Raw genomic sequence first — 20,382 nt, forward strand, 5'->3', positions numbered from 1 at the left:
AGTTACTGCTGGGGACGTATCGTGGGGATGATCGTGATGGGCTCAGTTGTGGGAGCAGGCTCAGCCCCGAGCATCCGGGCCACCTTGTCTGCGACCTGATCGGGGTCACTGAAGAGCTCAAAGGCGTGTACTCGCAAGTAGTGCCAGCCGAGGCGGCGCAAGAGTTCAGGGCGCAACCGCAGTGACTCTCGCAGGCTCGACTCATGCACCATGGCATCGGTCTCGATGGTTCCGCAGCGGCCGCCGCGAGAGGCAACAAGTCCGAGCTTGGCGCGGTGGCCGAGTGCAACACGGAGACCGCGCGCCTCAAGCCGGCGAGCGAGATCAACGAGCATCGGATCGCTGTCGTCTGGAACCGGAACTTCGGCGTAGCGGGCATCCACTTCGTCGAGCACTTCGGCCAGAGCGACGGCACCATGTTTCATGCGACCATCATCGAGATCTTCCGAACGGAACGACGTCACGATTTCGAGCGAGCGACGAGCACGAGTCATGGCGACTGCAAGCAAGCGCTCTCCCCCGGGCTCGCCGAGCGAACCGAAATCAGAGAGAACGCGACCGTGTGGCGTGCGGCCGTATCCGATAGAGAAAATAACCCGGTCGCGGCTTTGGGCCACAGCCTGGTCGATTGTGGTGACAGTAAACGGTTCTGCTCGATCGCCGATGATGACGTCGAGCAGTTCTGGCCGACGCCGGCTCACAGCATCCAACACTGACTGCATGACCCGCACTGAGTGCAACGGGCTTGCTGTGATGACCATGAGCGACTCTTGTGGCCGCTTCGTGGCGTGGTCAAGGACGAGTTCGACTACGCGCGAAACTTCGGCGTCAGGGCTTTCGACTGCACCAGAATCGGGGTCGGGCATACCGACACCATCCTTGACGTAGCTGACAGCAAGACTGCCGTGCCCCAAGAAGCTTCCGGCCCACGGCAACGACTCAATCTGGCCGCCGTAGAAACGACGGTTGACGAGCTCGGCGAGTTCTTCACCGCCAGGACGGTAGCTGCGAGTCAAGGTGAGAGTCGGCAACAGTACGCTCAAGCGAGCGAAAGCCGAGTCTTCAACCAAGGCTTCTCGCACCTCATCATCAACGGGTGGCGGTGCGTCAGCGGTGACATCGCGAACGGCGATCTCAAACGGTGTCGGCGACTGGATGACAGGGTCGCCAACAACGACAACCTGCTTCGAGCGGCGGATTGCGCCTGCCGCTTCGGCAACCGTCATCGCGCCGGCGTCAACCAGAAAAACGGTGTCGAAGGGCATCGTGTCGACGACGGAGTCGATCTCGTATGGCGACGCAAGCCAGACGGGGGCAATGGTGCGTGAAAGGTGCGGTGCCGACGTTTGAACGTCGAACGAGGTGAGCCGCTCTTTGGAAAGAGCGCGCTTGAGAGCACTTGCTTCGTCTGGCCAGTCGACGAGCCCAATTTTCCAGTTTTCGGCAATTTGCCAAGAGAGTTGCTTGGCGTTTGCGGAGGCGTGCGCTTCATCGACGAGGCGGAAGTCAGCTTCGAGACGGTCAACAACCGACGTGTTGGCATTGAGCAGCGCACGGTCGGCTTCGAGCATGGAGTCGAGTGCAGATTTCCACCACGACAGTTCAAGTTCAGCCGCTACTTGGTCCTCGGGAACGTGGCGCTTGGCCAGGTCATCGATGAGGGGGTTGAGCTTCAGCTCGCGAAGGCTTCCCATGAGCACAGTGCGCTCTTGCAGATTGTTGAGCACATCAGACTCAGCGGCGAGCGACGCAACCTTGTCAATGAGGAAGGGAATGGGCAAGCTCGCCAGATTCACGTGAGAGTCGGCGATTCCGAGCGGGATGTCGAGGGTCGCCAGATCTTCTGACACCTGCTGGTATGAGCGCTGAACTTCGCCAATGCCCACCGGAACGGCGGGGCTTGCGCCTTCCGCGACAAAACGATGCCACAGCACACGCTGCTTTTGGATGCGAATGAGCGCGGCATGCATGTCATTCACACGAACGCCCGGGCGAACATATTCGAGGGCGAGCTTCTTGAGGCGGCGACGGTTGGCACTCGTCATGTCGGGGAAATCGCGGCGCGGTGCTGTTGCGGCGATAAGTTCGGTGATCGCGCGATCAAATACTGTCGGCACAAAACGGTCGAGGGTTTCCCTCAGATCGACGAGAAGACGCAAGTAGACGCCCAACTCTTCGATGCTCTGGAACGGTCGCATACGTGTATTCGACACAAGTCGGTTCGCGACCCCGAGCAGTTCTGACAACTGAGAATTAACGCGCTTGGCAACCTCGTGGGCCTTAAGCGCTTCCCCGCCATTGGCGAACTGTGCGCCGTACCACGGTGAATCGCCTGGCCCATATTTGAACTCACCGAGCTTGGCTGCGGCAATGATTACGCCGGTGGCCGAACTGCGATCCTTCGCGAGCTTCTCGACGGCTTCTCGCGAGAGTCGAGCGGTCGTCGATGGCGGGTTGGGCAGCAGCGCGAGGCGGCTCAGCTCTGCGACACAATCGAGAACGGAGACACCGAGTACGTCATCGGCGATCGACATTGACCCGCGGTAGTCGAGCATGATCTTGCGAAGACGCAGCAGCGCGTCATCCACATCTTCAATTTGTGGTCGTGACGCCTTTTCACTGCGTGAGATAGAGCGGATGATGTCGCGGCGCAGCGTGCGCGGGGCGACAGCGAGTCCCGGCAAGCCAATGTCACCGAAACGGTCAGCTATGGAGTGCAGCGAAGCGCGCCGCGGCGTGACGACGAGCACGCGCTTATTTTGGGCAACAAGTGCGCCAACAGCGTTGACAATCGTTTGGGTTCCCCCTGTGCCGGGAAGCGTGCGAACGACAACAGAGTTGCCAGCTTCGATCTGAGCAATCACGTTCTCTTGTTCAGCATCGGCGTCGAGCAGCAAGTTATCGGTCTGCGGCGAGCGCTCATCTGCCGACAGAGCAGGAACCGGAGCGTAACCCTCCTTGATGGTCCACGCAGCCGCGGTGTTTCCTGCAAGGGCATCGAGAATCGGATGCTGCAGCTCGGCGGCATCGTCAGCAAGGCCCGGCGCAACATCCGCAAAGGACGACACAACGAGGCGAGGACTCACCCCGAAGTTTGGCAAGTGCGAAGTGAGGCCGCGCAGTCGATCGATCACCGGGTTCGGCTTGAACGTACCGTCAGCATCCGTCAGAGCAACAAAAGATTCAGCATCCAGACGCAAGTGGAACTGGTCATCAAGGGCGCGCGCAAGTTCCGGATTGAGATAGGCGGCACCACGCAGCTTCAACTCAAAGTCACGACCGTGACGACGAATAGCGAGCGGTCGAAGCAGTACGGGGGCGCAATACTCAACGTCGTCGTGGTTCCAGCGAGCAATTCCAATTCCCAAATGAACGGAGTCGATTCCGCGGGCCGTAGCCAGCTCAAGACCCTTCGCAGCCACCGCGCCAGCGGCGACCTTGGCGGAGCGCAACGCAACATCATCACGAATAAGGCTCGACAGCAGAGTGCGCTTGCCGGTAATGAACTGGGCGAGCCCACCCGGGTGAGTCGTAGACAACTCAACTCGAGTGCGAGGGGAATCCACAAAATGCAGGAGCGGTGACTGACCGCCTAACTCTGACAATTGCGAACGCCAGTGCGTCCACGTGGGCTCTGCAACGTTTCCGGCCATGATGTTCGGCTCACCAAAACTCAGCGTATGAGGCGCTGTTACCTGAATGTGGGGATGTGAGTGCTCATTTTGCGCGTCGTCAACGGACTCGTCAACCGAATCTGGGTCGACCGAGAAATCATCTGAAACTTTATCTGCACGCCACACACCGCCACCTTAAGCGTCTAACTGCAATAAATGGTGCAACAACCACGAGTTTCGTCAGACTCACTGCCCGCCCGCGCCCCCAGTTCTCGCGGCACACAGCCGTAGAATACGAGCCATGGAGCCCGTAGCCCTCCCCCTGGTGGCCCTCACTGCTGCCTCCGAACTTGCGCGCGGAACCACGATCGCTGTCGTCGCACTGCTCGTTCTTGTGCTGGGGTTGGGAATTGGCGCATTCATTGTCTTGTTCCGCCGCGGCGGCGATCGCGGCATCCGCGGTTCGACTTCACAATCGGAGTTGGATGCCCGCGCTGCCGCACTTCTCGTCACGTTGGATGACCGGGTTCGTGACGCCGAAAACGAAGTCGGTTTTGCCATTGCCCAGTTTGGTGTCGCCGATACCCATGAGTTCGGCGCTGCCCTCGCGGAAGCGCGGCTCACTCTGACTGAAGCTTTTCGGCTTGGCCAACAACGAGACACCGCAGCGAAAGATGCCGAACAGCTGCGCCGTCGAACCACGCTGCAGATGATCGCGCTGTGCGATCGCGCCCTCACAAGTCTCGACCGCTTCGAGAACGCGTTCGCGCAACGGCGACGCACCGAAGTGGATGCGGGACACACCGCCCAACAGCTAAGTGCGCAATTGAGGGCACTGCGCGATCGCCTCTCGCACGATCAGCAGAAACTCACTGAGGCCGCTGAGCACTACGTGGCGGCAGTACTTGCCGCACCACAGGAGCAGCTCGCTCGCGCTGACGCACTACTGACTCACGCCGAGCGCGAGTTGGAGGAGGTGTCAGCAGAGATCAGCCCGACCGGCGTAAATGCCGTCGCGGACCTGCTGCAGGCAGTAGCGGCCGGCCTGCACCGTGCCGGCCAACACCTGACGGCATCCGAATTCTCACTGAGAGAACTCGGCACTGCGGATGCTGCGGTCAAACAACTGCGAGAAACGAACTCTAATGACCTAAGCGAGGCGCGAGCGGCACGAGAACTCGCCCCGGATCCAGACACGGGTGCCATCATTCTTGCGGCGATTGCCGCCGTGGAGCGCTCGTTAGCGGTAACGGCGGACGAGCACGGTGTCGCGTGCGATCCATTCCGCCAACTTGCGGTGTTGAGTGATGATGCGGAGCAGTTAGATGCTGCACTGGCGACAGCGCGCAATCAGCAACAAAGGCTTGATCACGCGCGCGCCGCATATCAAGGGACGCTCGTCGCGGCGAAGAGCCAGATCAGCGTCGTACGAGACCTGATCGGCCGGGGTGGAGCAAGCGCGAGTGCACGCACCCGACTAGCGGAGGCAGAGCGCCAGCTGATGATCGCTGAAGCCGAGACAGATCCTGTGGAGGCCTTAGATGCCATCCGTAGATCGGTAACTCATGCTCGAGATGCTGACGCTCTCGCCCGCTACTAGAGACAGGGATTAGTCGATCGTGCGCCGACAAACCCTGAACTAGCTACCAGCTGCTAGCTAGTAGCTACACGTGGTGAGCGTGACTACGCGTTGTCGACGATGGCGAAACTTACCGCGCCATTCTCGCCAACCTCAGCATCAAGTGTCTTGTCACTGAGAGCGATAGCCGCGTTTTCTTCCAGGAAAACCTTCGCGCCTTCGGCCTCTACGACCGCATCGCCAGCCTCAGGGGCAGCAACTACAGCAACGGTGAGGTTGGGGGCACCAGGCTCCCCATTGATACGGAGACCAGAGGCCTCAGTGTTGGGATCTTGTTCAACAATCGTCTTGACGACCGTGGTGGCTGTTTCGGTGAGGGTGAGCATATGTTCGTCCTTCCAGGTTCAGCGAATTGAACAATCCACGATCCTCTAGTCAGCAGCACACATCAACCGTGAGCGCCGATTCTGAGGCAACTCCCATACCCCGTGGATGGCGCAGTCAGGTGCGCCTCGATTCGACAGTCGCCCGTGTATCGCGTGCGACGCTGGCTGTTGCACCCGGTAGAATTACTAGTGGAGTGCCGGGAAGTCTGGTCGGCGATTGTGTCGGCGACCCCGCTGACGAACCTCAACGTCTGGAATTTTGTGACCACATCCACGAAGAAGCCGAGCCCCCGCACGCGAGTACGTCGGTGGGTGACCATGGAGACCACCAGTGGAATTCTGCTGATGGTTGCCGCCGCGATCGCCCTCATCTGGGCGAACTCCCCCTGGCGCGAAGGCTACGCAGCACTCGCAGAGACCGTTGTCGGACCCGCTGCGCTACACCTCGACCTCTCTCTTGCTACCTGGGCCGCTGACGGCCTACTCGCCATCTTCTTCTTCGTAGTGGGCGTTGAACTCAAGCAAGAACTTATTGCTGGCAGCCTGCGCAAACCTCGCGAAGCTGCTGTTCCCGTGTTCGCTGCAATCGGCGGGATGCTCTTCCCCGCGTTACTCTTCACGCTCGTGGTTCTCACCATGGGTGACTCATCCGCACTCGGCGGCTGGGCGATTCCGACAGCGACAGACATTGCGTTTGCGCTAGCCGTTCTGGCGATCTTCGGTCGCGGGCTCCCGCGCGCGCTCCGCACCTTCCTGCTCACAATGGCCGTTGTCGACGACCTCCTCGCGATCATCATCATCGCCCTCTTCTACACCGAGAGCATCGACCTGCTGTCGCTCATGTTCTCCCTCATCGCGATCGTGCTATTCGGACTCGTAGTTCGCTCACGCAAGCCGCGCTGGTGGCTGCTGATTCCTCTCGCGCTCGTGGCCTGGGCCTTCATGCACGACTCTGGCGTGCACGCGACAATTGCCGGCGTTGTGCTCGGTTTCACCGTTCCTGCCAAACTCGTACACGGCGAGAAGGAAACGCGAACACACGCGTTCGACGATGCGGTTCGCCCCACCTCATCCGGAATCGCGCTTCCTGTCTTCGCCTTCTTTGCTGCCGGTGTTTCTTTGGGAGGCGACGAAAGCGTCACAGACGTGCTCGTGCAGCCCGTTGTCCCAGCGATTATTATCGGTCTGGTTGCAGGAAAGATCATTGGAGTGTTGGGAACAACCGCCCTCATCACCAAGGTCACCAAGTTCCGCTTGGCTGACTCGATCGGACTTCGTGACCTGCTGCCGATTGGCTTCCTGACCGGTATCGGCTTCACCGTGTCCTTGCTCATCTCCGAGCTCTCGTTCCCCGACAGTGAGCACACCACCGGTGCCAAACTCGCGATCCTCATCGGCACAGGCATTGCCGCGATCCTTGCCGCCATCAGCCTGCGCTGGGACTCTCGCCTCGCCCGCAAACGCGACATGAACGAAGACGGCATCCCCGACAAGAACAAAAAACTCATCGAGGATGCAGACTAGCGAGAAAGCTACACCGCACCGTCGAGAGGAATCACCGTGTCCGACCCACTGAGCCAACACACCGACTACGGCCAGTTGCCACTCAACGACACCGACGTGCTCGACAACCCCCTCGACCAGTTCCGATTGTGGCTATCGAACGCGAGTGAATCGAACGTGTACGAGCCAAACGCAATGGTGCTTTCAACTGTGGATGCCGACGGCTCCCCCAGCGCCCGCACCGTGCTGCTGCGCGCCATCGACGATGCCGGGTTTGAGTTCTTCACGAACTACAGCTCCATCAAGGGCCGCGCGCTGCTGGCAAACGCTGCCGCAGCTCTTGTGTTCCCGTGGTATTCGATCCACCGGCAAGTGCTCGTGCAAGGAACTGCTCGACCCATTGCCGCAGCGCTATCAGACAACTACTTCGCCACGCGACCGCGAGGCAGTCAAATCGCGGCGCACGCCAGCGAACAATCGCAACCCATCGCATCCCGAGCGCTGCTTGAACAGCGCGTTACCGAGCTTGAGGCCGAGTTTGACGGCAGCGAGGTGCCACGCCCGGATGACTGGGGCGGCTTTGTTGTAGAACCTCACACGATCGAGTTCTGGCAGGGCCGCAGTTCGCGGTTGCACGATCGCGTTCGATTCGTGCGTGCAGAGTCTGGCGAATGGGAGCGGATGCGGCTCCAGCCGTAGCGTCGCCAGAACCGCAACGCTATAGGCACCGTGCGAAACCCTGCGACAGTTGCGGCTCGTGCCGTGCGGCAGGCATCCGCTCATCGTCCCGTTTGTTAACGCCAAAAGAGGGACACAACTGCGATAACAGTCGTGCCCCTCCCGAGGTTGTGGGCTTTACTCAGCCGGTACGGATCCCCGTGCCGACATTGCGTAGCCCGACTCGCCGTGGACTGCGAGGTCGATGCCGGCGATTTCTTCTTCAGAAGTAACGCGGAATCCAATGGTCTTCTGAATGGCGGTTCCGATCAACCAGGACATTCCGAAGGAGAAGATTGCTACGGCGAGCACGCTGATCGTCTGAACGACAAGCTGTCCGGCATCTCCACCGACGAAGAGTCCAGTGTCGGTTGCGAAGAAGCCGAGGTAGACGGTTCCGATGACTCCAGCAACAAGGTGGAGTCCAACAACGTCGAGCGAGTCGTCGAAGCCCAAGTTGTACTTGAGTTCAATAGCGAGAGCACACACGGCACCGGCGACAGCACCAAGAACCAGCGCCCAACCCGGTGTCAGGTTTGCACAGGCCGGGGTGATGGCAACGAGTCCAGCAACAGCACCCGAAACGGCGCCCACTGCTGTGGCCTTACCGGTGCGGAGCTTCTCGACAACGATCCAACCGAGAATTGCAGCGGCAGGTGCTGCAAGAGTGTTGAAGACGATCAGTCCCGCTTCGTCAGGCGTACCGGCGGCCCCAGCGTTGAATCCGAACCAGCCGAACCAGAGCAGTGCTGCACCGATAAGAACCAGAGGAACGTTGTGAGGCTGGGTGATGTTCTTGTTGAAACCAACGCGCTTGCCGAGAACCAGGGCGAGACCAAGAGCGGCAGCACCAGCGTTGATGTGGACCGCAGTACCACCCGCGAAGTCGATCACTGCTGGCAGACCACCGAGCGTGTCTCCGAGGTTCTGGATCCAGCCACCGCCCCATACCCACGCGGCGACGGGGAAGTAGACGAGCGTTGCCCACACACCGGTGTAGATCATCCACGGTCCGAAGCGTGCACGGTCGGCGATGGCACCCGAGATCAGTGCGGTGGTGATGATGGCGAAGGTTCCACCGAATGCAACAAACAGGAGGTCAGCGCCAGCGACACCCTCTTGCCCAAAGTTGCTGAAGGGGTTGCCCGAGAATGACCAGATCGAACCATCGATCGAGCTCATGTTCGCGCCGATGAGGATCCAGAGAACGGCCACGAGGCCGAGAGCTCCGAAGCTCATCATCATCATGCTGACTACTGACTTCTCTTTTACGAGTCCACCGTAAAAGAATGCCAAACCGGGGGTCATGAGCAGTACTAATGCAGTGCTAATGAGTACCCATACGACTGTATCCATCTCAACCTCTTTCGCTTTGTGCGCCCTGTGCACACGTAATGCTGTGGCGGATGTCGATGGGTGTCGGGTCATTCCACGCCCACCGTCCCGCACGACAAAGCATTCCGTCTTAGCGTTTCGTCTGGCCCACAGTTATGTTTCGCGCACGTAAAACGTGTGGTGCGGGTGTTACAGAAACGTTTCGCGCACCCTGAGGTGTTCGGTGAATCCGGTGTCAGATTTGGCTCTGGTGCGCTTCGGTGTTGAGAATTTCGCCGTTCGCGGACCAACTTTCCCAGCCCCTACCGAGAGAACGTAGAGTTGGCGCATGCCCGAAACTACGCCCACGAATGCGCCCGAGCCAGCGACGCCACCAAAGCAGCCTTCGGCGGTCAAGACTCGCATCCGCCAGCTAACGACACCGTGGTGGCGGCTGGTCTGGCTCATCGGCGGTCTTATCTGGGCTGTGGTCTTCAACGTGATCTATGTCACCACCGGCGCAACGCAGGAATGGTTGGGTGTCGCCTCAGTCATCCCCATCGCGGCACTGCTCGTTGATGTCTTACGCATTGAACGGCTCGAGCGTGCTGCCGAGCAGAAACGTAAAGCGAAGCTCAGGCCCTAGGGAACTACGAACGCACTGGCGGCAGGGGATGGTTCTCCGCCCCCTGCCGCCATATTCTCTTACTGCGGCTCTGTCCATTTCTGGCTCGAGCCCGAGAAGCAGTCCCACAGATGCAACTTCGTACCGTTGGCGGTTGCAGCACCTATCAGGTCGAGGCATTTCCCCGAAGCGGGGTTTCGAAACTGCGCCTGGGTCGTGTGTTCCCAGACTTGCGATTGAACAGCCTCGCAATCCCAGAGATGGGCCAGCGTGCCGTTAGTCCCTCCCCCTGCCACAAGGTCGAGGCACTTACCTAAGGCGCTGAGCTTGTTGTTCTGAAAGCTCCACTGTTGTGCAGCAACAGACGCACAATTCCACACCTGTACTGAAGTTCCGTTGGCGCTACTGCCTCCGGCCACATCCATGCACTGGCCATCTTTCCCGACGATGTTGCCGTTACCTCGTGTGGAGCTCCCCATGTACACGAAGTCCCAGTTTTTCAGCTGGGGGACCGTGAAGCTCACGTACGCACCCCCAGAATCGCTTCCGCTCGTGAACGCAAGCGAGGTTGAACGACCGCCATCCCGGTCCGGGCTCGCGAGGTTGATGCTCGGCGGTACCGGTTTGTCGCCCAAATAGTACTTGACGGGGAGATTTGAGAGTGTCGGGGCTCTTGCGGCTGGCTCTCTCCAGTTCGAATCGTTGCCCTTCAGGTTTATGAGATGGATGACGTCGACCCCATTGTTGCGCATCACGTTTGTCCAGATTGTGTTGGCGCCGCCGTTGTTGCTGGTGGCCTGCCCCGTGACGACTACCTGATTATCGATCTTTTTCAACGTAGGTCCGTAAAAGAGGTTCTCGTATCCTGTGATTACGTCGTAGTAGGACTTCATCCATGATTGGAGCCCGAGATCCATCTGCTTCGAATGGTCTAGGAAATATGGCGCAACCAACATTTGGTTTCCCTGACCCATCTCAATATGGCTCGCGCCATTGGCCGTCAACGCCGCGTCGGTTAGTTGAACCGACGGAGTATTGAAGGTTCCGAGAGTCATACTGTCGAGGTTGACAAAGCCAGTATCGGACGATTCGACGGAGATTTTAATTGTGTGAGAGCCGACGCTCAAGTACGCCGGGATCCCTGCCTCGCTACTCCAAGAATCCCAGGATGGCGTGCTCGGTAGTTTCAACTTGCCGATATTCACTCCATCAACGGTCACGGTTCTCGTAGCTGTCGACGCGGTTGCACCCGCCCACGTGGGAACGATTCCGTAGCGGCGTGACTCCGGTGCGGTGACGGTGAAGGTGACCGAGTCCCCTATCTCTCCGAAACCCTCTATAAACCCCGTGCCGCTATAACCGGTGTGATTGTTGTTGGCCGTCACCCCTACCTTCGTGGTCGCCGACTCCGCTTCACTTTTGGCTCCAGTGTTGCTCCCATAGTTAACGTAGGCGGCGACGACAGCACCTTTGCCTCCGGATGCTGCGCGCTGGCCGTCGAGATATGTCTGAACAGACGAATACGTCTCATGATCACCCCAAAGTTCCGTATACAGGTAGTCGCTAGCCGAACCAGCCAAGGCATCTGAGCCAAAGCCATCCACTGCATTGAACCCCACCGCTTTGTTGGTCTCAGATTTCGTTGCGGCGACGAGGTCCGAGAATCCTTGCGGCAAGTCGACCGCATTGCCACTCGCATCGTTCATTCCGCCGTCGGACGCGCCTCCCCAGTTCCCGAGTTGATCGATGTGAGTTCCATCAAATCCGAAAGTGTTGATCTGGTCGGCGTACTGACCGGTGATGTGATCTTTCCAACCAGCATTCGCGGGGTTCATGATCCACAAGGTTGTGTCAGGTCGGTTGGGAAGCATCTGGAATTTCCAGTCAGTGCCGTCAGAACGATATTTGAGCCTCCAGTCGCTGCTCACACCATTCTCGGCAAAACCTTCCAGCGCGGCGTAGCTCATCGAGTAAGGCAAAGCCGCGATATTCGCTGAATGGCTTGCGTTGATCAATCCCGACACCGTGGATGGTGCGATGACATCGCCGTTCCATGCCGTCCATGTCGATACGACGTTGCCCGAACTGTCCCGCTCGATCGGCGCTTCGTGCCGCCACATCCAGTCGTAAAACTGCAGTGAGTTCACGTGGTACTTCCGAGCCAGTTCGTTGACGGCGGCTTGCTGTTGAGCCGGTGTGAGCGAACTTGCGTAGCTTTCTAGGTACCCGGTCCTCGGGAAGCGGGTCCAGTCGCTGGATACGTCAATCGCCGTTTCCAACGCGGTGGTTCCTGCATCAATGTGAACCATGTAACCGGTGAAGTCCTGCGTTGGAGGGGTCACCGCCCAGTTCACCGACCCGGAGCCTGAAGTCTGAACGGTGGAGGACTGAACCACTATTCCAAGATGGACGAGCGAGAACGTAACGGGGCCACTTCCCGAGACCTCAGCAGTGATGACGGCCTGTTCTCCCGGCGCGTATCGAGCTTTGTCCGTCCACGCATCGGTAACAGTCGCGGCGGAAGCACTAGTGAGGGGTAACACGATTGAGGCGCTGGCGAGCGCGGCACAAAGTGCAGCGGCGGCGGCGAATCTGAACCGCTTCCGCTGTCGTAGACTCAACATCGATTGGTTCCTTTCGACGGACGACGATCGGAATGACCGACGTCTCGGGGCTGCCCGACTGTGTGTCGGGCCCGGCGCCACGCTCATTCCACTGGCCGTGTCGCCGGGATCAACCGCAAATTTCAGCGGCTAAACTCTCGTATTCGCACCGTCGCACACGGCTGGCCTCTTCGTGCGCTGCGGATGACGCAACGATGGTTGGTCATGAGATCCTTCCCGTGCGGCTGGCTTGACTACTTGTCGAGGACGTATTTCTGGATCGCGAGTACGGCAGCACCGCGACACCATTCAGTGTTGTCGCCGGAAGTGGCGACGAGGTCGATCGCGGATGCGCGCGCATTGCGGTGGCCATTGATGCCTTCCTGGATCGCCGCCGACGCAACGTCTACAAGGCGAACACCCTCGCCACCAAGGATGATCCGCTGCGGCATCGTGAGGTTCGCGATCGCAGCCAACAGTGTTCCTAGCCCGGCTCCGGCCTCGTCGATTATTCGCCGTGCGGCCGGCTCTCCGGCCTCCGCGAGGTCCAGTGCTTGGTCGTACGTCACTTCCCGGCCTATTACGGCGGAAACATTGCGAACGATAGCGCCCTGTTCAAGCACACTCTTCGCACAACCGCGGTGCCCGGCAGGACAGACTGGACCAAACGGGTCCAGCGGCCAGTGGCCTACCAATCCGATTCCAGAATCGACACTAGTAACGATTTCGTTGTGGATAACGACCCCGTATCCGATGCCGGCGCCCAGGGTGAGCACGGCGAAGTTCTGCAGTCCTTTGCCTGCACCAAACCAGCGCTCGTACTCGGTGAAGGCTACGAGGTCGTTGTCAATGACCGTGGGAAAGCCGGTTGCGTCCTCGACGAGGGCCCGGATGGAGACGTCGGTCCATTCCAAGAATGGGGCACTCTCGACGATTCCGTCGGCGCCTACCAAGCCGCCCAAGCCGATGCCAATAGCGGTCACCGATGGCACGCGGGCGGCAAGGGTCTGGACCAGATCAGCAATTACCGCGATCACCGCAGAGGGATCGCGCGACGTGAGCTTCGCTGAGCGTTGGTGAAGCACGCTCGCCCTGAGGTCTGTCACCACTGCGAGGACCTCTGTCGAAGTGATTTTCATCCCAATGAAATTTCGCGACCGAGCAACGACGTCAAGCAGGGTCGAGGGTCGGCCTGCGCGTCCGTCAGCGCGTTCTCCGACCTCGACTAGGAGCCCACCGTCGATTAGCGGCGTGCTCAGGCGGGTTAGCGAACCCGGGGACATGTCGAGTCGGCGAGCAATATCGCTGCGAGAAATCGGGCCGTTAATGAGCACTTGAAGAGCGACAGATAATGACGCTCCGCCGTCTCTGGTCCACGATTGATCCTCAATAGTCACGAAGACCCTCTCTTTATCGGCGGACCGTCTCACCATAGCGCCTATTCCTTTTGCAAGGGAAGTAAGTAGGGCTCAAAACTTGTTAAATGACAACAATTGACACGGCATTACTTTTGCCGTAGAACTAATTCGCAAGCACATACCCGGCTCTGCCCTGAGTCAGAATGTAAACATCAATGAGGAGAACTGCAATGAAGCGTTCCAAAGTCATCGCGGTGACAGCTGTCGCCGCGACCATCGCCCTCGTAATGGCGGGTTGCTCGTCAGCGCCCGAGTCCGAAGGCACTGCCGACGAGCCCGTGACCATTACTTTCTGGGGCGCGTACGGCAACGGCGGCAACTCTGCACAAGCAGACGTGCTCAACGACACTCTGATCCCGTCGTTTGAAGAAGCGAACCCGGGCATTACGGTCGAATACGTCGACGTACCGTATGACGACCTACTCAAGAAGCTCACCACGAGCGCGGCAGGCGATGAATTGCCCGACCTCGTGCGTGCCGATCTGGGATGGGTTCCCAAGTTCGCCGACCTCGGTGTGCTCGTACCCCTCTCGGACGAAATGGACAACTTCCAGGAACTCGCTGACGCAACATTCCCCGGCGTCCTTTCAACCAACCTCTACGACGGCAAGTACTACGGGCTCCCGCTAGATACCAACACCCGCGTGCTCATCACTAGCCAAGAAGCTCTCGACGCACAGGGACTCGACGCTCCACCCGCAACCTTCGACGAGTTCGTCGCAGCAGCAGATGCACTTACTGATTCGGGTGTCCAAGTGTTCGCCGATGGTGGCTTGGGTGCATGGAACATCTCGCCATGGATCTGGTCGGGCGGCGGCGCTGTCACCGACGACAAGGTCACGACGTCGACTGGCTACCTCGACAACGACAAGTCAGTGGCAGCAGTGCAGATGCTCGTGGATCTTTACAAAGACGGCCAAATCTCTAACGGCATCATCGGCAACGCCGGCGCAACGTCGACATCAGAAGGCCTTCCCGGAGGAAACTACGCAAACATCCTCGACGGACCGTGGATGAACGGTATCTGGAGCGAGCAGTTCCCCGACTTCACCCCCATTTATGCGCCAATGCCCGCCGGAGACGGTGGGTCGGTCAGCGTCGTTGGCGGCGAGGACATCGTTCTCACCTCGACGTCCGAGCATAAAAAAGCAGCCATGAAGTTCATCGAATTCACTCAGTCAGAAGAATTCCAGATGGCGCTTGTTCCGACAGGACAGCTGACGGTCATCAAGGCTCTGGGTGACAAGCAGGTCGAGTTACTGCCGTACCTTGCTCTGTTCACGGACCAGCTCGCAACCGCCAAAGCGCGAGTGGCAATCCCCCAGGGGTCTGAGGTTGACACCATCCTCAACCAAGCACTCGTTCCCGCCTTTGAAGGATCTGTAACGGTGAAGGACGCGCTAACTGGCGCCGCCGCGGAGATCGACGCAATTTTGGCAGGAAATTAGCTTCGTGTCTGTACTCTCAACCGGCGAAAGCCTGAGCGCTGGCGTGGCGGAGGTCCTCTCCGTCACGCCAGCACCACCCAAAAAACGGCGCCGGCGCTCTAAAGGCCGAGCAGTCCTCGCTGCAACGCCCTACCTATTCCTCGCGCCCGGATTCATCCTCTTTGCTGTCACCGTGCTCTATCCCACGGTCCAGGCATTCCAGATGAGTTTCTTCGACTGGAAAATCGTCGGGTCTGCGGCCAGCGAATTCCTCGGACTAGACAACTATGCGAAAGCATTCGCTGACGATCATTTCTGGCTCGCTCTGAGCAACAGCGGAATCTACATGGTGCTCACCGTGGCACCGCAGATCATCATTGGCCTCGCGATCGCGCTTCTTATTCAGAAGAAGAGTCCAACTCAGCCCCTTTTCCGCGTGCTCTTCTACCTGCCCGTGGTGACCAGTTGGGTTGTCGTCTCGTTCCTCTTCAAATTTCTCTTCTCCGATGACGGACTTATTAACTTCGCGCTCGGCGACCTGCTTCAGATCACCAACGGTGACACTGCATGGTTAGCCGACCGGTGGACAGCCCTCATCGCAATCTGCGCCCTTGGCGTCTGGAAAGGTATCGGCTGGTCGATGATGATCTTCCTCGCAGCCCTCCAAGGCGTGCCCCAAACGCTTGTCGAAGCAGCGACCATGGATGGCACAAACCGATGGCAACGATTCAAGGTCGTCACCGTTCCCGCGATCTGGCCCGCGCTGCTCTTCGTCACTGTCATGCTCGTGATTGGTGGCTTCAATGTCTTCGTATCCGTGTATCTGATAACGGGTGGCGGGCCAGCGGGGCGCACCGACGTGCTCCTCACCTACATGTACGAACAGGCGTTCAATAACCTGGACTTCGGATACGGATCGGCAATCGCCGTCATCCTGACCGTGCTTGTCTTCGCTCTCTCCGTCGTTCAGATGAGGGTCTTCCGCGATCGCAATGGAGGAGGTGCGCTGTGAGAACACGACGCTTCGCAGCCGGAAATGCGGTCCGGATTCTCGTACTGTCAGTCGGGGCGATCATCATGATCATCCCGTTCATCTACATGCTCTCGACCTCGTTCAAGGAGCAGACATACGTCTTCACCAACCCACCGCAGTTCATCCCCGACCCCGCAACCACGGCGAACTACGAGCAGGCAATCGAATCGTCGGACTTCGTCAGATACTTCATGAATTCGCTGATAGTTGCGGTCATTTCGACCGCACTTTCGCTGCTTGTTAGCTCGATGATGGCCTACGCCTTCGCGCGATTCCGGTTTCGTTTCAAAGAAACTCTGTTCCGGGTTCTCCTACTCGGGTTGATGATCCCGGCGATCATGCTGATCATTCCGCAGTTCATCCTTGCCAAGAATCTGCACCTGTTGGATTCGCTCGTGGGGTTGATCGTGTTTTACGTCGCCGGCTCTCTCGCCCTGAATACGTTCCTCCTCCGGGGGTTCTTCGAATCTATCCCGGCAGAACTTGATCAAGCGATGCAGGTCGACGGAGCCAACGCTTGGCTGCGCTACTGGAAGCTCGCTCTACCCCTAGCCAAACCCGGCCTTGCTACAGCGACGATCTTCACCTTCCTGGCGTGTTGGGACGAGTTCACCATCGCGCTCACCCTCACTAACTCACCAGAGAATCGAACATTACCGATTGCGATACAACTCTTTGCCGGTCAGGGGAACAACGCCGTGCAGTGGGGACTCGTATTCGCGGCATCAATGATCGCGATCGTGCCGGTGATCATCGTCTTCCTCGTATTCCAACGCTATTTCGTGCAGGGCCTCACATCAGGAGCAGTAAAAGGATGATCGAACTCCTTCCCACCAAGTCAACCTTTACCCCGGGAGAGCTCGTCGAGATCGAGATCAGAGGAGATGCGCCTCGAGGAAAAATGAGCGTCTGGTACCTCGGGGATTCCGTGCTGGAACTCGACTACGACGGGTCAACCACAATCGCACTCCCCGGACTCGGTATTGGGTCCTACGGAATCGAGCTCAGCGACGGAACGTCCACAGTGCGGAGCGCTGTACAGGTGGCGGAGCAGAGTGCAGCGCGTCTTCGCTACGGCTTCGTCGTGGACTACTCCCCGAACCGAGACCTGACCGGTGTCTCTGATACCGTGCGTCGACTCCACCTCACCGGAGTCCAGTTCTACGACTGGGCATACAGGCACGCAGAGCTCATGGGCGGAGGCGAGAACTACACGGATGCCCTCGCGCAGCCGATCTCGCTCGCAACCGTTCGAGAACTAGTCCAGGTCGTACAGCAGGCAGGAGCGAAAGCCCTTGGGTACGCCGCCGTCTACGCGGTAGGGCCGGATGAATGGCCGGCCTGGCAACATCAAGCATTGCTGAATGGCTCGCAAGCACCCTACGGTTTGGGAGACTTCCTGTTCCTCGTCGACCCAGCCGCACCGGACTGGCTGGAACACTTCGTCGGCGACCTCACCGCAGCTGTCGATTCGGTCGGCTTCGACGGATTCCACCTCGACCAATACGGTTACCCGAAAATGGCACGACGCCCTGATGGTGACATCGTTGACGTGGCCCAATCATTCACCACGATGATCGATACGGTGCGGAGCGGACTTCCCGAAGCCACGCTCGTATTCAACAACGTCAACGACTTCCCGACGTGGAGCACAGGCTCGTCGCCGCAAGACGCCGTCTATATCGAAGTCTGGTCTCCCCAAGAAACACTGGGCTCTCTAGCGTCAGTGGTCACGCGTGCACGAACGGTGGCCGGATCAAAACCGATCGTCATCGCGGCCTATCAGCACGTCTATGACTCCGCGCCAACTGCGGAATCCGATCGAGCAACCGCGCTGACGATGGCTGCCCTCTACTCCCACGGCGCCACCCATCTGCTCGCCGGCGAGGCCGACCGAATCCTCGTTGACCCCTACTATGTGCGCAACCACACCGTCGAACCCTCAACTGCAGAGCTCCTGAAACGGTGGTACGACTTCCTCGTCGAGCACGATGAGCTGCTGCTCGACACCTCAATCGTCGATGTCACCGGTGCGACCGTGGGTGCATACAACGATGACACGGATGTCACTTTCGAGTCCGCGATCGTGGGCGAAACTGGCCTGCCGGGCGAGATCTGGCGACGAGTCACCGAATCCAATGGTCGCCGGATCATCCATCTCATCAATCTGGTCGGCCAGGTCGACTCTCTATGGGACGCGCCCCGCAATCCGACCGCCGACGTCGGCGCTGGCCGAGCAAAGATCCGTCGAATCCCCGGCTGCGTGCCACGAGTGCAGGTCGCCGACCCAGACGGACTTGGACGATTGATCGATGTGGAGGTTACGGTCGACGGCGAATTCGCCTTCGCTGTGCTCCCGCCCTTGGCCGTATGGCAGCTCGTGCTGATTGATCCCACGAGCAGACAGGGCGAAGACAATGACAATCGTTGAGAAGACGAACACTGTTTTAGTTCCTAACGCCGAATGGTGGCGCAGTGCCGTTGTTTATCAGGTGTACCCGAGGAGTTTCGCCGATAGCAACGGCGATGGGATCGGAGATCTCCCGGGAATCCGCAGTCGCCTAGATTATCTCCAAGATCTCGGAGTCGACGTCATCTGGCTCTCTCCGATCTACTCGTCACCCCACGACGACAACGGCTACGACATCAGTGACTATCAGGCAATCGACCCAGTATTTGGCACGATGCAAGATTTCGACGATCTACTCGCAGACATCCATTCGCGCGGGATGAAGCTCGTAATGGACCTCGTCGTCAATCACACCTCCGACGAACATTCATGGTTTATAGATAGCTCATCCTCACGCGAAAGTCCGAAGCGCGACTGGTACATATGGCGGGACAAGCCGAACAACTGGGAGTCGTTCTTTTCTGGATCTGCTTGGCAATGGCACGAGGAAACCGAGCAGCACTTCCTTCATCTCTTCTCGAAGAAGCAACCAGACCTCAACTGGGAGAATCGAGAGGTTCGCGAAGCGATCTACTCGATGATGCGCTGGTGGCTCGACCGTGGGGTCGACGGTTTCCGCATGGACGTGATCAATCTGATCTCCAAGGAACCGGGCCTGCCTGATGGCGTATCGCATCCCGGTTCACGCTTCGGTGACGGCTTCCCGCATTTTAGCTACGGACCACATATTCACGAGTACCTCCAAGAGATGCACGAGTCAGTATTTAGCGGGCGGCCCCAGGCGTATCTCACTGTCGGAGAGATGCCCGGAGTCACCGTTGATCAGGCTCAACGTTTCACCGATTCATCCCGCGGTGAAGTCAACATGGTTTTTCAGTTCGAACACGTCGGTCTCGACCACGGGCCAACCGGCAAGTGGGAAGGACGCCCGCTCGACCTCGTCGAACTTAAAGCGTCGATGGAGAAGTGGCAAATCGGGCTCGGAGAGGTTGGCTGGAACAGTCTCTACTGGAACAACCACGATCAGCCACGGGCGGTAAGCCGTTTCGGTGACGACGGCGAGTATCGCGAAAAGTCCGCACAAGCGCTTGGTGCGGTACTGCATCTGCAACGCGGAACGCCGTACATCTATCAGGGCGAAGAGCTCGGCATGACCAACGTTGCCGGGCTGAACATCGGCGACGTTCGTGATATCGAATCACTCAACTACTACTCTGAAGCAGTTGCTTCGGGAACACCTCCCGACGTGGCGATCGCCTCGATCCAGCGAATCGGCAGGGACAACGCTCGGACGCCGATGCAGTGGAGCTCCGCCGGAGGCTTTACCACGGGTGATCCATGGATCGCGATGAATCCCAACACGGTGTCGGTGAACGCAGAGTCGCAGGTGGGAGTTGAGTCATCGGTCTATGAGTTTTATCGTTCCCTCATCGCGCTGCGCCACGCTGATCCTGTTGTTGTTCACGGCAATTTTCGACTTCTCGAGCCGCTTCATCCTTCACTTTTTGTCTACGAAAGATTCTGGGATGGGGTTACGCTCACTGTCGCAGCAAACCTGAGCGGGGACAACGTCGATCACAATGTCGTCGGCGAGTGGGTCCTCGGAAATTACGACGAGAGCATGGGCCTTCTTCGGCCGTGGGAGGTCCGAGTGCTGCGAGTGAATCACGGCCCACACGACGATATCGGTTAGTTCGAGCATCCTTATCGGAAATCTCTAGTACCGGTTGCCGCGCTCAGTTCGCGAAGACCA

14 protein-coding genes are annotated in these 20,382 nt (G+C 58.9%); 9 read left to right on the top strand and 5 right to left on the bottom strand.

What is annotated here, in order from left to right:
- Positions 1-2: 2 nt before the first annotated feature.
- Positions 3-3,800: a DEAD/DEAH box helicase gene (locus AC061P_RS10495; RefSeq protein ID WP_480391155.1), complete on the bottom strand. Its 3,798-nt coding sequence runs from the start codon at positions 3,798-3,800 to the stop codon at positions 3-5.
- A gap of 115 nt (positions 3,801-3,915) precedes the next feature.
- On the opposite strand from AC061P_RS10495, the gene AC061P_RS10500 reads away from it, so the two are divergent.
- Positions 3,916-5,214 (top strand): hypothetical protein, encoded by a 1,299-nt coding sequence (locus AC061P_RS10500; RefSeq protein WP_480391156.1) that lies wholly within the window; start codon positions 3,916-3,918, stop codon positions 5,212-5,214.
- 83 nt (positions 5,215-5,297) lie between these two features.
- On the opposite strand, the gene AC061P_RS10505 is transcribed toward AC061P_RS10500, so the two are convergent.
- Positions 5,298-5,579, bottom strand: a complete 282-nt coding sequence (locus tag AC061P_RS10505; RefSeq protein ID WP_449647262.1) for an iron-sulfur cluster assembly accessory protein — start codon at positions 5,577-5,579, stop codon at positions 5,298-5,300.
- 189 nt (positions 5,580-5,768) lie between these two features.
- On the opposite strand from AC061P_RS10505, the gene nhaA reads away from it, so the two are divergent.
- Positions 5,769-7,103, top strand: coding sequence for a Na+/H+ antiporter NhaA (gene nhaA, locus AC061P_RS10510; protein WP_449647263.1), 1,335 nt, complete (start codon positions 5,769-5,771; stop codon positions 7,101-7,103).
- A 36-nt stretch (positions 7,104-7,139) separates the two neighbouring features.
- Entirely contained in the window at positions 7,140-7,781 is a 642-nt protein-coding gene (pdxH, locus tag AC061P_RS10515; RefSeq protein WP_480391157.1) for a pyridoxamine 5'-phosphate oxidase, read from the top strand.
- A gap of 156 nt (positions 7,782-7,937) precedes the next feature.
- On the opposite strand, the gene AC061P_RS10520 is transcribed toward pdxH, so the two are convergent.
- Positions 7,938-9,155, bottom strand: a complete 1,218-nt coding sequence (locus tag AC061P_RS10520) for an ammonium transporter (RefSeq protein ID WP_449647265.1) — start codon at positions 9,153-9,155, stop codon at positions 7,938-7,940.
- A 307-nt stretch (positions 9,156-9,462) separates the two neighbouring features.
- On the opposite strand from AC061P_RS10520, the gene AC061P_RS10525 reads away from it, so the two are divergent.
- Positions 9,463-9,759 carry a hypothetical protein gene (locus AC061P_RS10525; protein WP_480391158.1) on the top strand — a complete coding sequence of 99 codons (297 nt, stop codon included), beginning with the start codon at positions 9,463-9,465 and terminating at the stop codon, positions 9,757-9,759.
- A 59-nt stretch (positions 9,760-9,818) separates the two neighbouring features.
- Here the strand turns inward: AC061P_RS10525 and AC061P_RS10530 are convergent, their stop codons facing one another.
- Positions 9,819-12,362: a glycoside hydrolase family 66 protein gene (locus AC061P_RS10530; protein WP_480391159.1), complete on the bottom strand. Its 2,544-nt coding sequence runs from the start codon at positions 12,360-12,362 to the stop codon at positions 9,819-9,821.
- A 233-nt stretch (positions 12,363-12,595) separates the two neighbouring features.
- Positions 12,596-13,738, bottom strand: a complete 1,143-nt coding sequence (locus tag AC061P_RS10535; RefSeq protein WP_480391160.1) for an ROK family transcriptional regulator — start codon at positions 13,736-13,738, stop codon at positions 12,596-12,598.
- Between the two features lie 191 nt (positions 13,739-13,929).
- Here AC061P_RS10535 and AC061P_RS10540 point away from each other — a divergent pair, with 191 nt between their 5' ends.
- From AC061P_RS10540 to AC061P_RS10560, 5 genes are read left to right on the top strand one after another with little or no spacing between them, the layout of a single operon-like run.
- Positions 13,930-15,207: an extracellular solute-binding protein gene (locus AC061P_RS10540; protein WP_480391161.1), complete on the top strand. Its 1,278-nt coding sequence runs from the start codon at positions 13,930-13,932 to the stop codon at positions 15,205-15,207.
- A gap of 4 nt (positions 15,208-15,211) precedes the next feature.
- Positions 15,212-16,198 carry a carbohydrate ABC transporter permease gene (locus AC061P_RS10545; protein WP_480391162.1) on the top strand — a complete coding sequence of 329 codons (987 nt, stop codon included), beginning with the start codon at positions 15,212-15,214 and terminating at the stop codon, positions 16,196-16,198.
- Positions 16,195-17,037, top strand: coding sequence for a carbohydrate ABC transporter permease (locus tag AC061P_RS10550; RefSeq protein ID WP_341954096.1), 843 nt, complete (start codon positions 16,195-16,197; stop codon positions 17,035-17,037). Before AC061P_RS10545 ends, AC061P_RS10550 begins: the two co-directional genes overlap by 4 nt.
- A complete protein-coding gene (locus AC061P_RS10555; RefSeq protein ID WP_480391163.1) occupies positions 17,034-18,650 on the top strand; it encodes a glycoside hydrolase family 66 protein in 1,617 nt (538 codons plus the stop codon). The genes AC061P_RS10550 and AC061P_RS10555 overlap by 4 nt, the downstream gene beginning before the upstream one ends.
- Positions 18,637-20,322 carry an alpha-glucosidase gene (locus tag AC061P_RS10560; protein ID WP_480391164.1) on the top strand — a complete coding sequence of 562 codons (1,686 nt, stop codon included), beginning with the start codon at positions 18,637-18,639 and terminating at the stop codon, positions 20,320-20,322. The genes AC061P_RS10555 and AC061P_RS10560 overlap by 14 nt, the downstream gene beginning before the upstream one ends.
- The last annotated feature ends 60 nt before the right edge of the window (positions 20,323-20,382 follow it).

It is taken from the genome of Rhodoglobus sp. G.S.4, assembly GCF_056619605.1.

Bases quoted from the DNA above. Each gene is read 5' to 3' on its own strand.
- AC061P_RS10530 (WP_480391159.1), bottom strand. From the start codon at position 12,362: ATGTTGAGTCTACGACAGCGGAAGCGGTTCAGATTCGCCGCCGCCGCT.
- AC061P_RS10540 (WP_480391161.1), top strand. From the start codon at position 13,930: ATGAAGCGTTCCAAAGTCATCGCGGTGACAGCTGTCGCCGCGACCATC.
- AC061P_RS10505 (WP_449647262.1), bottom strand. From the start codon at position 5,579: ATGCTCACCCTCACCGAAACAGCCACCACGGTCGTCAAGACGATTGTT.
- AC061P_RS10525 (WP_480391158.1), top strand. From the start codon at position 9,463: ATGCCCGAAACTACGCCCACGAATGCGCCCGAGCCAGCGACGCCACCA.
- AC061P_RS10560 (WP_480391164.1), top strand. From the start codon at position 18,637: ATGACAATCGTTGAGAAGACGAACACTGTTTTAGTTCCTAACGCCGAA.
- AC061P_RS10520 (WP_449647265.1), bottom strand. From the start codon at position 9,155: ATGGATACAGTCGTATGGGTACTCATTAGCACTGCATTAGTACTGCTC.
- AC061P_RS10500 (WP_480391156.1), top strand. From the start codon at position 3,916: ATGGAGCCCGTAGCCCTCCCCCTGGTGGCCCTCACTGCTGCCTCCGAA.
- AC061P_RS10555 (WP_480391163.1), top strand. From the start codon at position 17,034: ATGATCGAACTCCTTCCCACCAAGTCAACCTTTACCCCGGGAGAGCTC.